Source organism: Ruegeria sp. N7 (assembly GCF_056531345.1).
This window is the reverse complement of record NZ_JBQFLR010000006.1, coordinates 134,025-148,070: the sequence shown is the minus strand read 5'-3', so window position 1 is coordinate 148,070 and position 14,046 is coordinate 134,025. Positions and strand designations below refer to the sequence as shown.

Sequence of the window (14,046 nt, the reverse complement as noted above, 5' to 3'; positions counted from 1 at the left end):
CATAATCATTGTTACGCGCGCCCTCTGCAAGTCAGCGCTGCCCGTTCGCTCTGCCAAAAATACGCTTTACTTCAAAATCTTAAGGTCGGGTCACGACAAAGTCCGGCACGATCGCTGCTTGTTTGATCGCTTCCTCGACATCATGCCCGGCGAAGAACCCAAAATCCGAGACAAGTGCGGAAGCCACTCCGGCATGACGCGCGCCCAGAATGTCAGTATGCAGACTGTCACCTACCATCAGAACGCGGGATTTGTCGACGGGCCCAAGTCGCTGAAAAGCAAGATCATAGATATTGCCGAAAGGCTTTCCATAAAACTGCGGGGCTACACCCGTTCGGTCGGCCAAACGGTGCGCGAAAAGACCGGGCTCTTTGGAAAAGCCGTACTCGCGTGGGGCAACGATGTCCGGGTTGCCTACCAATACCGGGCGGGGTCGGCTTAGCAATGCCGCCTCCAACATCGCCTGCCGGGTTTCGGTCCAGGCGGCTGACCCGATCATCAGAAAACCATCAACAGTTTCGTAGGGTTGCGGGTCATCCTCCAGATAGGTTAGTTTCAAATCTTCCAAATCGCGCAGCCCGGCGCTGGGTGTCGCCATCAAACCCCAGTGCAGCTCATGTTGACCATTCAGCCCGGACAGCAACGTAGCCCGACTGGTAATCACATCCTGCGGCGCGAAGTCATATCCCAGCCTGGTGTATTTCTCCAATAGCGTGGCATGAGGAAACCCTGCGGCATTCGAAACCACCAGGACACGTTTGCCCGCATCCGTCAGTGACTTGATCCGTTCAGGCGTTTCGGGGATTGCCGTTTCTCCGATATTGAGAACCCCGAACGCATCCAGAAGAAATACGTCAAACTTATCCATAATTTCGGAAAGGGTCTCGATACGACGATAGCTCACGTCGTTCGGTTCAATATCTGGAAGGCGGTGCCGGACGGCTTCGTATGCCTTAAAAGCCTCCTGCGCTGAGAATCCGGTCAAATGATCGCTCCTCGTACTTTTGCCGAAACCCATTCGCTGATCATGACCGCAAAAAGAATTACAATCAGTATGAGGCTGACTTGCGGCCACGCCAGAACATTAAGCGAGGCCGAGAGCTGCAACCCGATGCCACCGGCACCAACCAGACCAAGCACTGTAGACTCGCGAATATTGATATCCCAACGAAAGACCGCAATTCCGGCAAAAGCTGGCAGGATTTGCGGAACGATCCCATATGCCATGACTTGCCACCGCGAAGCACCGGTGGCTGTGATCGCCTCGACCTGACCGTGATCAATCTCTTCAATCGCTTCATAAAGAAGTTTAGCGCAGAACCCGATTGAACGGATGGCGATTGCTATGACACCGGCGAACACACCCGGTCCGATGATAGCGATCAATAGCAGCGCCCATATCAGCGAGTTGATTGAGCGGGTCGAGACAATGACCAACAAGGCAATGGGGCGGATGAACAACGCCGACGGGGTAGTATTGCGGGCCGCCAAAAAGGCAACCGGCACGGCCATGAACAGAGCGATGATCGTCCCCAGTGTAGCGATGTTCAGTGTATCCCAGATCGGGCGACCCAGCTGGGTAATATAATCCCATTTCGGAGGTGTTGCGCGGGTCCAGATATCGTTGGCGATACGGGGTGCGTCCCAGACGAAAAACCAGGTTGTCGATTCCGAAATGAGCTGCCAACAGTAGACAAAAACCGCTACTCCCAGAAGCCATCCAAACCAGCGAACCAGGCTTTGGCCGGTCGTCCGCCTGCGCCAGATTCGTGTATCGTCGCGTTCAAGAACCGGCATTACTGAACCCTCGCTCGGATTATTCCGGAAAGGTATTCAAGGGCCATGACGATCCCGATGATAAGGATCAGAATGGCGGCTGCCGTATCATATTCATATCGATCAAACGCGGTGTTGAGTGTCGCGCCAATGCCGCCTGCCCCCACCAGCCCGAGAATAGCGCTTTCCCGGAAATTGATGTCGATCCGGTACATGGAAAGACCCACAAGCCTAGGCATGATCTGAGGCTGAACCCCGTAGTTGATCCATTGCAGCCATCGTGCACCAGAGGCCTGAATCGCCTCAGCCTGAACTTTGTCCATCGCCTCGATATCTTCGGCCAAAAGCTTGGAAAGAAACCCAATGGTTGCGAAAGACAGCGTCAAAAATCCTGCCAGCGGGCCAAAGCCAAAGATGGCCACAAGCAAAATGGCAACGATAATTTCCTGCAATGCCCGGCTTAACGCGACAATGCCGCGGCACATTATGTAAATTGGCAACGGGGCGATATTACGTGCAGCCCCCAATCCTATCGGGATCGAAATCAGGATACCGACAACCGAAGCGGCCACGGTCATCACAATGCTTTCCAGAAGACCGGCCCAGATATCCGACCACCGTGAAATGAAATCCGGGCTGGTAAAGGCAAGGACGAACGCCCATCCCCTGTCCAGTCCCTCATAGACCCTGCCCCAATCAACATCGATGGTCATGAAAGCCGCAATCAGGTAGGCGAAGAACCCAAGTATCAATGCCCTGCGCAGCAACGTGTTTTTGATAAAGGCCGGTTTGCGCCAGCCTTTTCCCAGCATGTCGTCAAGTTCTCGATGGCTCATTCTGCGGCCTCGACATCTTCATCCTCATCCACTTTTTCGATGGTCGCTTCCCAGTCTTCCTCGCCGTAAATCTCGGTCAGCTTTTCCGGGGTGAGCCCTGTTGGAAGACCATCAAACACGATTTCGCCAAAGCGGAGGCCCACGACACGCGGAACGAACATCTGGGCTAGAGCCACGTCATGGATGTTGATGATGGCCGCCAGCCCGCGCTCCTGACACAGCTCGGTGATCAGCCGCATGATCTGTCGACTGGTCTTCGGATCCAGCGACGCGGTCGGTTCATCGACCAGCAACAACTTTGGGTCCTGGATCAGAGCGCGGCAGATACCGACCCTTTGGCGTTGACCACCCGACAACTCGTCCGCGCGTTTGTCAGCCATATGCAACAGCCCCACCCGGTCCAGCAGGCGGAAAGCCTCGTCCACATCCGACTGCGGATACCGCCGCAGAAAGCTGCGCCAGAATCCCACATACCCCAACCTACCGGACAATACGTTTTCCATCACGGTGAGGCGTTCGACCAGGGCATATTCCTGAAAGATCATACCCATTTCGCGGCGTGCTTTCCGCAACGCACCCGACCCGAGTTTGGTCAGGTCCATGTCATCCAGAAGAACACCGCCGCTTGTGGGTTCAACCAAGCGGTTGATGCAACGGATCATGGTCGATTTTCCCGCGCCCGAGGGTCCAATCAGTGCAAGCACCTGCCCTTTGGGTACCTCAAGATCGATGGCCTTCAGTGCCTGATCTCCGGTCTTGTAGGTTTTCGTCAGCTTTTGAAGACGCAGCATAAATTGCCCCCGATTAGGGTGATTAGCGGGCCTTTTCAGGCCCGCTGGATTAAGCAAGACTTATTGGCAGGCGTAGGAGACGCCGTTTGCCGCGTCAATTTTGCGAATGACGTCCCAGAATTCCTGGTAAGTCATCTCAAGAAATTGGCCTTCGTTCGACTTGGAAAACTCCGCTTCAAGCGTCGTCCCTTCCCACTCGAAGTTGAAGAAAGCATTGCGGATTTTCTCCTGCAATTCGGGCGTCAGGTTGTAGACAGTGCCAAATCCGGTGGTTGGGAAGGTCTGCGATTTGTAAATCGTAACAACATCTTCCTCCTTGATCACATCCCGCAAAATCATCCGTGCCTTTACCGAATTTGCAATCGATGCCGCTGGATAGTCCTTGTTCGCCACACCAAGGATCGAGTTGTCGTGCTTTCCCGAATAGACGGGTTCGAAGTCGCGATCGGGCAGAAGATCAAAGTCACTTTTCAGGATCGCCGACGGTGCTTTGAAGCCCGAGTTGGACGTGGGTGACGTGAACGCAAGTTGCTTACCTTTGATATCTTCAACCTTTTCGATGCCCGAGCCTGGGTAGGTGATGATCTCCATTTCATAACCGAAGTTACCGTCTTTTGAGGCCATAATCGTAAACGGTCGGAACCCGGCACAGTTTACTGCCAGTGGGTTGGACCCGGTGTTGAAGCCCGCAATATGCAGACGTCCCGACCGCATCGCCTCAATCTGGGCGGCATTGTTTTGGACCGGAAAAAAGACCACGTCCTTGCCTGTCTCAGCCTTCAGATGCTCTAGAAAGTCTGACCACGCGGTTTTGTATACGGCCGGGTCTTCGACCGGTGTATAGGCAAAAATCAGGGTGTCAGGATCAATTAGCTGGGAAGAATCTGTGGGGATATCCGCAATCAAATCCCCATCGACGTCGCAAAACCGCTCGTCCAGATCACCCCTCGGGCAATCTTGCGCCGAAGCTGTCCCGGAAAGCGACATGAGCGCAATTGCCGATGCCCCAACCAATAATCTGATGTCTATCTTCATGTTTTCCTCCCAGTCATGCGCGGTCTTTTTGCAGTCCGCTGTTCGTCATTCATTTCAGTGATTACGGGGCGACGAGAACATCGACCTCGGCACCGTTGATCGCGTTAAGCAACTCTCCTGTTGGTTTCGTGTCGGAAACTATGGAATCCAGGTTGGTCAGGTCTCCGACCTGAGACAGGCCTTTACGGCCAAATTTCCCTGAATCGATTAAAAGATGTCGATTTGCCGCGCGCGTCAGCATCATTCTTTTGACAGCTGCAAAGCCGCGCACGGTTTCTGAAGGGCCTTCGACCGAAAAACCTGATGAGCCGATCATGCATCTGTCGACATTGAACCGAGACAGGAATTCCAGCGTTTCGGTTCCAATCGTCGCAGATTCGGTTGCCAGATATTCTCCTGGACAAAGCAGAACCTCGGCAGCTCCATGGCCGAGGGTCATTGCCACCGGAATAGAATTTGTAATCACTGTGCAAGGAGTGCCGAGGTAAGCCAATGCACGGGCCATCTCGATTGTGGTCGAACCGGAATCGATCATGACCGTTTCACCATCGCGCACCAGCCCCGCCGCGCTGATTCCTATGCGTTCGCGCTCCTCAATTCGCGCGTTGGCCCGCTCGTCCAGACCTGGATAATGCCCTTGTGCCGGGGCAGATGCCCCTCCGTGCGCGCGTGCGATCAGGCCGTCATTCGACAGAGCGTCGAAATCCCTGCGCACCGTCTCGTTAGAGACGTTGAAACGCTGGGCCAATTCATTGATGCGAACGTGCGGGCGAAGCTTCAACTCCAGCAATATTTGCTGGCGCCGGTCGGATTTCTTTACCCTACCCCGTCCCTTCTCAATCGTTTTGGCACGTATTTTCGTTTTGGACATCCAACAACCCAATCAGGTTTCAAACCCCACTTTTGTGGGATTTCGGGCATAATGCAATAATTTTTGTTGCATAACCCTCAGTAGGTTGTGACAATTCGGAAGAGTCCAAAGCGCAAGGCAAGAATGTGTGAATTGAACCGTTTCATAGTGAAAACCCAAGAACCACCGTTAACGACTGAAGGTTATTCTGGGTGCGCTATTGATACCGTGTCATTGAGGGCAGCATGAGCGACGGCAACATAACAGACCAGATTGCAGCACTTCCGATGCGCTGGGACAGGGATGGAAAACTACGCGTTCTGATGGTGACTTCGCGCGATACTGGGCGGTGGGTCATCCCAAAAGGTTGGTTGATGGAAGGAAAGAAACCTTGGCATGCCGCCGAAATTGAAGCTCTGGAAGAAGCAGGTGCAGTCGGGGCAATCTCGAAACAGCCGATTGGCCAATTTTTCTACGACAAGCGCTTTGAGGGCGCGAATAGCGTTCGCTGCCGCGTTACCCTCTATCCCATGGTCGTTGAAAAACTGAAGCGGCGTTGGAAAGAACGGGAAGAACGGACGCGTCACTGGTTTTCACCGGGGAAAGCGGCAAAGCTGGTGGAAGAAAGAGATCTGTCAAGTTTTCTGAGAAATCTGACGGGCAATCAGAACGCCCAGTCTGTCATTAACAAGCTACGAAAAGCTGGATGAGAAAGCGCCTGACAAAACAAAAGATACTGGTGCACGATAACCAAAGGGAGGAATGATAATGAAAAAACTTACATCCACGGCCGTCGGGTCGCTGATTGCAATAGCCGCATCTGTGTCGGCAGCGCAGGCAGACAAGCTGACACTCTATTGCTCGGCGCAGGAAGACTGGTGCCAACTCATGGCGCGCAGTTTCGAAGATGCAACGGGCATCGACGTCAACATGACGCGTAAGTCGTCAGGCGAAACCTTTGCCCAGATTCGTGCCGAAAGCTCGAACCCGAAAGGAGACGTTTGGTGGGGCGGCACGGGTGATCCGCATTTGCAGGCCGCCGAAGAGGACCTGACAATGGAATACATGTCGCCAATGCGCGACCAGCTTCATGATTGGGCAATTTCCCAAGCCGAAAGTGCCGGAAACAGAACGATCGGCATTTATTCCGGCGCACTTGGGTATGGCTATAACGCAGACCTGCTGGCGGCCAATAACCTACCCGAACCCGCCTGTTGGAAAGACCTGCTAAAGCCTGAATACAAGGGTCACGTTCAGATGGCCAACCCGAACTCGTCTGGTACGGCCTATACAACGCTGGCCTCGATGGTGCAGATCTTTGGCGAGGATGAAGGTTTTGAGTTCATGAAAGGCCTGCATTCGAATATCAACCAGTATACAAAATCCGGATCTGCACCAATCAAAGCAGCCGGTCGAGGCGAGAACACGATTGGCATCGTCTTCATGCATGATGCGGTAAAGCAGGCTGTATCGGGTTTCCCGATCAAGGTAGTCGCGCCTTGTGAGGGTACGGGATACGAAATTGGCTCGATGTCCATTATTGAAGGCGCCCGCAACGAGGAAGAGGCGAAGAAGTTCTATGACTGGGCGCTGTCGCCCGAGGCGCAGAACCTTGCTCTTCAGGTCAGCGCGTTTCAGGTGCCATCGAACAAGAGCGCAGAAACGTCGGAAAGCGCGCCTGACATGAGTCAGATCAAGCTGATCGACTATGACTTCAAAAAGTATGGTTCCTCAGACGAACGGAAGCGTCTGTTGCAGAAATGGGACGAAGAGGTTTCGGTTCTGCCGCAGTAAATGGCCAACCATATTACAAAAAAGACCCGTCCGGTTCTGATCTTTTGGGTCATCGCCGGGTGGGTTGGGTTTTGCCTGCTGCCGTGGTATATGGTCGACGGCGGCCTGTGGTCATTCGAATGGCTTTTTGACGGCTACCCGTTTGACGAAGATTATGCCCCCGCTGCATTCCTGATCGCACAGGGTGAGAAGCTTTGGCTTGCCCCACTGTTGATCGCTCTGACCTTACCCCTTCTGGTGCTGAAGCGAGCCAAGTCTGACCCCCTCTATGCCCGGGTTCTGATCCTTTCCGGTGCGCTCGGCTTCGGCTGGTTGATCGCACAGGGATTCGGGATTGGCATCAGGGGTTTCAATTTCAATTGGTTGGACGCCTATTTTGGCGAACTTGGTGATCGCCAATTCGGTATGGGCTATGGCGCAATGATTTGCGCTTCAAGCTTTCTGTTCCTGTTGACCCAAGGCATTGCGGCAAGAGGTGCCATCAACGGTGACGTCTTTGTTGTTAGTGCGATTGGCGGTGTGATTACCATCGTCACCGTCTTTGTTTTTTTTCCGATCGCCAAGATGCTGTTCGCTGCCTTTGTCACTGAAGATGGCGCATATTCCATTGCTGTCTTCTTTTCAAAGTTCTTTGATGCCCGGCTTTGGGGGTTGGGGTGTTTTTATGGTGCCAGATGCGGCGCGGCATGGAACTCGCTGTTTCTTGCCATCCTGGTTGGCTTCGTCACGACTGCCCTGGGTTTGTGCTTTGCACTGGTCGTGAGCCGCTCGGGTTTCCGCTACAAACGCGTGCTGCGGGCTTTGACTGTTCTTCCGATCATCACCCCGCCATTTGTGATTGGCCTCGCGCTGATCCTGCTTTTTGGTCTGTCAGGCTCGGTCACACGGTTCGTCGCCGAGCTGTTCGGCACGCAGCCAACGCGCTGGCTGTACGGAATGCCAGGCATATTCATCGCACAGGCCCTTGCATTCACGCCCATTGCATTCCTCGTTCTTATCGGCGTGGTGGAAGGCGTCTCGCCATCTATGGAGGAAGCGGCCCAGACTCTCCGCGCCAGCAGATGGCAAACGTTCAGGACAGTGTCCCTGCCCCTGATGCGCCCCGGTCTTGCCAATGCATTTCTTTTGGGCTTCATCGAAAGCATGGCCGACTTCGGAAACCCGCTTGTTCTGGGTGGGAATTTCGACGTTCTATCGACCGAGATTTTCTTTGCCATCGTCGGGGCGCAATATGACCAAGGACGGGCCGCCGTTCTGGCCATGGTATTGCTGTTTTTTACTCTTTCGGCCTTTTACGCACAGCGTGTTTGGCTGGGCAAGAAAAGCTATACCACCGTAACAGGCAAAGGCGACGCAGGCGTGCACCCTTTGATGCCTACGGGTCTTTCTGTTCCAGTGCTGGTAATCGCTCTTGGCTGGGCGGTGTTCACGATCATTGTCTATGCAATGATCATCTACGGCAGTGTGGTCGAGCTTTGGGGGGTCAATAACTCCCTGACCCTAAAACACTACGTCACGGCATTCTCTGTTCGATTTGAAGAAGAGGGCATTCGTTGGACCGGCGCCGCGTGGGACAGCTTCTGGACTACCATAACCATTGCGGCGATTGCTGCGCCTCTGACGGCAGCGGTTGGGTTGGTCACGGCTTACCTATTGACCCGGCAAAGCTTTGCGGGAAAGAACGCTTTCGAGTTTGGGACCATGCTGTCCTTTGCAATCCCCGGTACGGTGATTGGTGTCAGCTATATTCTTGCCTTCAACGTTCCGCCCATCGAGATAACCGGCACAGGCGTTATCCTTGTTATCAGCTTCATATTCCGCAACATGCCGGTTGGGGTCCGTGCGGGCATCGCCAGCATGTCGCAACTTGACCGCAGTCTCGATGAATCCTCGCTGACCCTTGGTGCAAACTCGTGGCAGACATTTCGTCGTGTCATTCTGCCGCTGCTACGTCCCGCGATACTTGCCGCGCTTGTTTACAGTTTTGTCCGCGCGATGACGGCGATCTCGGCTGTGATTTTTCTGGTCAGTGCCGAATACGACATGGCAACCAGCTATATCATCGGGCGGGTCGAGAATAACGACTATGGTCTCGCCATTGCGTATTCGACGACGCTGATCTTCGTGATGCTGGCAGCGGTCGGTTTATTGCAAATTCTCGTCGGTCGGGTCCAGATCGGTCGGCGCACACAGAACACAACGGAGACACCCTCATGACCGACAACAAAATCGGTTCCAAGGCCGCCCCGGTATTATTTGAGAAAGTGTCGAAAGTGTTCGGCAAAAACGTTGTGGCTGTTGATAACATTAACCTTCATGTCGAAGCGGGAAAACTGGTCACGCTGCTTGGTCCGTCAGGCTGTGGGAAAACAACGACGTTGCGCATGATCGCCGGGTTAGAGATGGCAAGCTCTGGCAAGATTATGATTGGCAACCGGGACGTCACCAAACTGCCCGCAACAGACCGCGACGTATCAATGGTGTTTCAATCATACGCGCTGTTTCCCCACATGAGCGTGCTGGAGAACGTGATGTACGGCCTCACATTCTCGGGCTTTGCCAAGGATGAGGCTCGCAGCCGCGCCTTGCATGGCTTGCAATTGGTAGGGCTCAAGGGGTTCGACAATCGCCTTCCCTCCGAACTCTCGGGTGGTCAGCAACAACGTGTCGCCGTCGCGCGAGCGCTGGTTCTAGAACCACAGGTTCTGCTGTTTGACGAGCCGCTATCCAACCTTGATGCCAAGCTGCGACGCCAGGTGCGCGAGGATATCCGGGCCATTCAGCAAGACCTTGGATTGACGGTTGTCTATGTCACCCACGATCAGGAAGAGGCCCTGGCCGTCTCGGACGAGATCGTTGTGATGCGGAACGCCGCGATCGCTCAGATGGGTACACCTCGCGAGCTTTATGATGCCCCGAATGACCGGTTTGTTGCCGATTTCATAGGCGAGGCAAACCTGCTCAACTGTCAGATCGTTGCAACCGACGGTGATGCTGCAACAATCGAGATCGAAGGTTACCGTCACACTCTGCCGCGTCGGGGTTTGACCAATGGGCCCGCGACCATCGCTGTACGACCCTCGCGCCTTGTGATTGGTTCTGATGACGGCATCGCCGCTACAGTGGCCAAGGCAACCTATGTTGGTGTGCGGATGGAATACACACTGACCGGCGCATTTGGCCAGGTTTTTGCGGTCCACGATGATGTTGATGCACCGCTTGCACCGGGTACCGAAATCAGGATGGGGTTTGCGGGCAAAGGGCCGGTACTTCTGCCTGACTAGATGCCGAATTTACTGATCATCACTCACCCCGAGGTCGTTATTGATCCGGATACCCCCATTACGGAATGGGGTCTGAGCACGACAGGTCGCCGGCGCGCCGCATCCTTTGCCGCCAGTGAAGTTATGGCCAATGTCAGCCATATCTGGGCCAGCAGCGAACGAAAGGCTCGTGACACTGGTGAGATTCTGGCCGCGCCCTTGGGGTTGCCTCTAAATATCCACCCGGAACTTGGCGAGAATGATCGGAGTACCACTGGTTTCCTTCCACGGGAAAAGTTCGAGGCGGCCGCGGACGCATTCTTTGCCCAGCCGGATATTAGCTTTCGCGGTTGGGAAACTGCGGCCGACGCGCAGAGGCGCATTCACCGGGCAGTCTTGGGAATCACTCGTGCCCATGGCACCGGAGACCTCGCCATCGTTACACATGGCGCGGTCGGGACATTGTTATGGTGTGAACTTTCCGGAAATCCGATTGACTGCCAGTACGATCAACCTTCACAAGGCCATTATTGGCAGGCAAGCCTGACAACTTTGCAACCTAATTCCACTTGGTTGCCAATGGCCTAGGCGTTAAGCCCCCCAAGCGTTCTCTGCGATTTCCAACAAACTTTCAAATACATCTGGTGTGCCGGCGATCACGCGCCCACCGTCGCGGATCATCGCGTCGGCGTCTTGATCTTCGACAACACCGCCCGCTTCTGCAACCAACAATTGCCCAGCCAGACAATCCCAGGCGTTCATGTGTTCTTCCACATAACCCAGAAGTCGCCCGGCTGCGACATAGGCCAATGACAATGCACCGCTGGCGTTTCTGTGAAACATGGAACCGCGCTCGATCAGTTCTGCAACCACCGGCACGACGTGGCGAGTTTCGATCCGGTTCGAATACCCCACAGAAACCGTCCCATCCCGAAGAGCAACCCCAGAGGCCACGTGTATCGGTGAACCGTTCAGTGTCGCGCCCTCTCCGCGTGTTGCCACAAAGGTTTCATCCATATTCGGATCCCGGATCACACCCACCGCAGTGCGCCCTTCGGTGACACCGGCCAGAACAATCGTCCATACAGGTATGCCATTGACGAAATTCGTAGTTCCATCAATTGGATCAATCACCCAGTCAAAACCGCTCTTGCCTGTGGCAGCGCCGTGTTCTTCGCCAAATATCCCATCCTGCGGCCAAGCATCCACGATCCTTTGGCGAATGAACGTTTCGACGTTTTTGTCCGCCTCGCTCACCCAGTCCTGAGCACCTTTTTGATCGATAACCAGATTACTCCTGTCCAAGAAGTATTTCTCGGCCATCACCCCAGCTTCTTCACAGACCGCGATGGCAAAATCTCTGCGTTCCGAAAGACGATTCATGGCCTGTCCTTTTGTGTTTGTGTATCTAAGGCCAACATTGCGGTCCAAGCGGAAGGCTTGCAATGACTGAGTTGCAGCACCGTTCAATTCAATTCATGCCGCCTCGAGGTTGCCGAGCAAAATGGACGTCATATCGGCGGTTATCACCCCGTCTATGGCTACAACATCCATTCCAGTCTGATAATCAACGTTGCTTTTTGTAACTCCCGACAAATCCGCATCTGAATCCAAGAAGACCCATTGAGGTTCATGCGCAGTGGTTTTCCCAACAGCCACCTGCAAAATCGCCAGTGCATCCAGGGCATTGATGGTTCCATCTTGATTGATATCCGCTGCGATTAGGTTTTCCGCATCGGCGGGCCCCCATGTCGGATCGAGGCCAACCGAAATGCGCAACACTTGTAAAGCGTCCATTGCGTCGATCTCTTTGCTTGCCGTCGAATAGTGCTTGATGATGTCCAGTCTTCCGGGGAACGTGCCATCCGGAAGGTCCAAGTCAAATTGTCCCTGATCGTCAGCCGTGACAGATACCGTGCCACCGCCGATCGGAGTGAATCTAATCTCCGCATCCGACAATCCGGGATTTACAGATCGGCTGTCCACTGTGATTGGCCCAAGCACGCCATCCGAACTGTCCGGCTTCAAACCGCCGAAATCACCGAATTCAACCGGAATGTGATCGGGGCCTTCAAACCCGGCCCCGAAAATATCGGTACTGGTCAGCGTTCCGCCCGAAGCGGACTGAACCTGCACCACCTCGCCCCGATACTCTATCCGCGCCCCTTGGGTGGTGCTGGTGAATGTCAGTTGCTGAGGGGACCGCAACAGCAGGTAGTCGAACATGTCCAGACGGTCCACACCCGGTTGAAAATCCGTGATCGTGGTCAGACCGCTGCCCGACTGCATCACGAAAATGTCGGCCCCTGCCCCACCTGACATGGTCGTAGCACCTGTTCCTGCTATCAGTATGTCATCGCCATCGCCACCCATCAGGGTGGTATCCAGAATACTGCCACTCAGCATGTCGTCAAAGGCCGTCCCCGATACTGTTCCAAACCCTTTGTTCACGACCCCAAGATCATCGACAGGAACCGAAATGACAGTGACTCCAGCGTCTTGTTGCGACGTAACCAGAATCTGCAACTCATTGCCGACGTGAGCAAGGCTCAGCGATTCGACATTCTGCAATCCACTACTCAAAGTGTCGGCGAAACTGTCCAGATAGACCAACTGGCCTTCCGGTGTCAGCGTGAACAATGTAAGCCCATCGTCGCCGCCACCCGCCACGACGAATACGCGCCCGTTGATGTCCACGACTTCAAGGTCCTGCACGGATTCAAAGCGGGTCGTGTGCGAATCCAGAATATGGTCTGTGGCGCTCAGGCTGCCGTCAGCTTTCAATTGAAGCACACTGAGCGAGTCGCTGCCTGCGCCCGCCACGATCACCCAGGGCTTGCCGTAGGCATCGATCGTTTCGACGGCTGTCGGAGTCGAGATTCCAAGGGTTCCCATGGCTGAACTGTTGTCAATCTCGGTCAACTGACCGGAAATGCTGTCGATCCGATAAGTTGAGACTGTATTGCTGGCCGCATCACTTGAGATCAGGAAATGGTCTGTTCCTGCGCGCAGCGTCTGCATCGCGTCTCCAGAGCCAGCAACAAGACCAGCAAGGCTCAGCGTTCCATCTGGATTAACAAGATATGTCCCGATTTGACCCGTTTCTTCATGAGCCATTGCCAGAACATCCATGGGTCCGATCGACACTTGAACAATCGCCGAGATATCTCCTCCTCCTGCCAGAGATCCGGTTTCCGTAAGGCTGTCCAGGGTGCCATCCACGTTCAGGTCATATCCGACCAACCCGACCGCCATATTCACATCCAGTACAAGTTGTTCGGATCCCGCCAGCGTTATCGGTGTGCCACTGCGACCAACGTGAAACGTGATTGTGCCGCTGTAATATTCCGTGTCGACCAGTTGCGGTAACGCGCCCTCGACCAGCCTCCAGACCGCGACGCCGCCACCCGGTCCGGTGACGGTATAAAGATACGTGGTTCCGTTAAACGTTTTTAAAGCCGTATCGCCGATACCTGAATCGAGCGCCGCGCTCCCCGTTGCCACCACACCTTCGAATTGAAGCATCACAGCCACACCTCCATCGCCACCCCTGGCCTTGACCAAAAGATGACCTGATGCACGGACCGAAACAAAAGCGGAATTGTGGTGAAAACGAGAAGTTCGGTTTCAGATTAACTCAATTTTTCACTTTCGATCGCAACAGTAACCAGTGGGAAAGACAGATGAGCCAGCCGTTATCA

The 14,046-nt window shown here is 54.4% G+C and carries 13 protein-coding genes; 5 read left to right on the top strand and 8 right to left on the bottom strand.

All coding sequences use genetic code 11. The features are described from left to right. Window positions 1-79: 79 nt before the first annotated feature. The 6 genes from ACR0ES_RS10050 to ACR0ES_RS10025 all read right to left on the bottom strand — a co-directional run bounded on the left by ACR0ES_RS10050 (window position 80) and on the right by ACR0ES_RS10025 (window position 5,309). The gene (locus tag ACR0ES_RS10050) at window positions 80-1,018 is read right to left on the bottom strand and encodes an HAD-IIA family hydrolase (RefSeq protein WP_480870519.1); all 939 of its coding nucleotides are present in this window, start codon (window positions 1,016-1,018) and stop codon (window positions 80-82) included. Then, window positions 982-1,797 (bottom strand): phosphonate ABC transporter, permease protein PhnE, encoded by an 816-nt coding sequence (gene phnE, locus ACR0ES_RS10045; RefSeq protein WP_480547005.1) that lies wholly within the window; start codon window positions 1,795-1,797, stop codon window positions 982-984. The genes ACR0ES_RS10050 and phnE (ACR0ES_RS10045) overlap by 37 nt, the downstream gene beginning before the upstream one ends. Further along, complete coding sequence (gene phnE, locus ACR0ES_RS10040) at window positions 1,797-2,612, bottom strand: phosphonate ABC transporter, permease protein PhnE (RefSeq protein WP_209507091.1); 816 nt, start codon at window positions 2,610-2,612, stop codon at window positions 1,797-1,799. Before phnE (ACR0ES_RS10040) ends, phnE (ACR0ES_RS10045) begins: the two co-directional genes overlap by 1 nt. Continuing rightward, window positions 2,609-3,403, bottom strand: a complete 795-nt coding sequence (gene phnC, locus ACR0ES_RS10035) for a phosphonate ABC transporter ATP-binding protein (RefSeq protein ID WP_480487503.1) — start codon at window positions 3,401-3,403, stop codon at window positions 2,609-2,611. Before phnC ends, phnE (ACR0ES_RS10040) begins: the two co-directional genes overlap by 4 nt. A 60-nt stretch (window positions 3,404-3,463) precedes the next feature. After that, on the bottom strand, window positions 3,464-4,438 hold the full coding sequence (gene phnD, locus ACR0ES_RS10030) for a phosphate/phosphite/phosphonate ABC transporter substrate-binding protein (RefSeq protein ID WP_480483730.1): 975 nt from the start codon (window positions 4,436-4,438) through the stop codon (window positions 3,464-3,466). Between the two features lie 61 nt (window positions 4,439-4,499). After that, the gene (locus ACR0ES_RS10025; RefSeq protein ID WP_480554950.1) at window positions 4,500-5,309 is read right to left on the bottom strand and encodes a DeoR/GlpR family DNA-binding transcription regulator; all 810 of its coding nucleotides are present in this window, start codon (window positions 5,307-5,309) and stop codon (window positions 4,500-4,502) included. A gap of 224 nt (window positions 5,310-5,533) precedes the next feature. On the opposite strand from ACR0ES_RS10025, the gene ACR0ES_RS10020 reads away from it, so the two are divergent. The 5 genes from ACR0ES_RS10020 to ACR0ES_RS10000 are packed head-to-tail and all read left to right on the top strand — an operon-like array spanning window position 5,534 to window position 10,933. Next, window positions 5,534-5,998 carry an NUDIX hydrolase gene (locus tag ACR0ES_RS10020; RefSeq protein WP_480483728.1) on the top strand — a complete coding sequence of 155 codons (465 nt, stop codon included), beginning with the start codon at window positions 5,534-5,536 and terminating at the stop codon, window positions 5,996-5,998. Window positions 5,999-6,056: 58 nt separating this feature from the next. Beyond that, window positions 6,057-7,082, top strand: a complete 1,026-nt coding sequence (locus ACR0ES_RS10015) for an ABC transporter substrate-binding protein (RefSeq protein WP_480539136.1) — start codon at window positions 6,057-6,059, stop codon at window positions 7,080-7,082. Further along, entirely contained in the window at window positions 7,083-9,299 is a 2,217-nt protein-coding gene (locus ACR0ES_RS10010; protein WP_480483726.1) for an ABC transporter permease, read from the top strand. Next, complete coding sequence (locus ACR0ES_RS10005; protein ID WP_480483725.1) at window positions 9,296-10,366, top strand: ABC transporter ATP-binding protein; 1,071 nt, start codon at window positions 9,296-9,298, stop codon at window positions 10,364-10,366. The genes ACR0ES_RS10010 and ACR0ES_RS10005 overlap by 4 nt, the downstream gene beginning before the upstream one ends. Next, window positions 10,367-10,933, top strand: coding sequence for a histidine phosphatase family protein (locus ACR0ES_RS10000; RefSeq protein ID WP_480870516.1), 567 nt, complete (start codon window positions 10,367-10,369; stop codon window positions 10,931-10,933). It begins immediately after the preceding gene. Between the two features lie 3 nt (window positions 10,934-10,936). On the opposite strand, the gene ACR0ES_RS09995 is transcribed toward ACR0ES_RS10000, so the two are convergent. After that, a complete protein-coding gene (locus tag ACR0ES_RS09995) occupies window positions 10,937-11,728 on the bottom strand; it encodes an inositol monophosphatase family protein (protein WP_480870514.1) in 792 nt (263 codons plus the stop codon). Between the two features lie 93 nt (window positions 11,729-11,821). Continuing rightward, entirely contained in the window at window positions 11,822-13,870 is a 2,049-nt protein-coding gene (locus ACR0ES_RS09990; protein WP_480483722.1) for a dockerin type I domain-containing protein, read from the bottom strand. Window positions 13,871-14,046 lie beyond the last annotated feature (176 nt).

Excerpts from the sequence above, each read along its gene's own strand:
- ACR0ES_RS10025 (WP_480554950.1), bottom strand. The coding sequence starts at position 5,309 with ATGTCCAAAACGAAAATACGTGCCAAAACGATTGAGAAGGGACGGGGT.
- ACR0ES_RS10005 (WP_480483725.1), top strand. The coding sequence starts at position 9,296 with ATGACCGACAACAAAATCGGTTCCAAGGCCGCCCCGGTATTATTTGAG.
- phnD (WP_480483730.1), bottom strand. The coding sequence starts at position 4,438 with ATGAAGATAGACATCAGATTATTGGTTGGGGCATCGGCAATTGCGCTC.
- phnC (WP_480487503.1), bottom strand. The coding sequence starts at position 3,403 with ATGCTGCGTCTTCAAAAGCTGACGAAAACCTACAAGACCGGAGATCAG.
- phnE (WP_209507091.1), bottom strand. The coding sequence starts at position 2,612 with ATGAGCCATCGAGAACTTGACGACATGCTGGGAAAAGGCTGGCGCAAA.
- ACR0ES_RS10020 (WP_480483728.1), top strand. The coding sequence starts at position 5,534 with ATGAGCGACGGCAACATAACAGACCAGATTGCAGCACTTCCGATGCGC.
- ACR0ES_RS10050 (WP_480870519.1), bottom strand. The coding sequence starts at position 1,018 with ATGGGTTTCGGCAAAAGTACGAGGAGCGATCATTTGACCGGATTCTCA.
- ACR0ES_RS10010 (WP_480483726.1), top strand. The coding sequence starts at position 7,083 with ATGGCCAACCATATTACAAAAAAGACCCGTCCGGTTCTGATCTTTTGG.
- ACR0ES_RS09990 (WP_480483722.1), bottom strand. The coding sequence starts at position 13,870 with ATGCTTCAATTCGAAGGTGTGGTGGCAACGGGGAGCGCGGCGCTCGAT.
- ACR0ES_RS09995 (WP_480870514.1), bottom strand. The coding sequence starts at position 11,728 with ATGAATCGTCTTTCGGAACGCAGAGATTTTGCCATCGCGGTCTGTGAA.
- ACR0ES_RS10000 (WP_480870516.1), top strand. The coding sequence starts at position 10,367 with ATGCCGAATTTACTGATCATCACTCACCCCGAGGTCGTTATTGATCCG.
- ACR0ES_RS10015 (WP_480539136.1), top strand. The coding sequence starts at position 6,057 with ATGAAAAAACTTACATCCACGGCCGTCGGGTCGCTGATTGCAATAGCC.
- phnE (WP_480547005.1), bottom strand. The coding sequence starts at position 1,797 with ATGCCGGTTCTTGAACGCGACGATACACGAATCTGGCGCAGGCGGACG.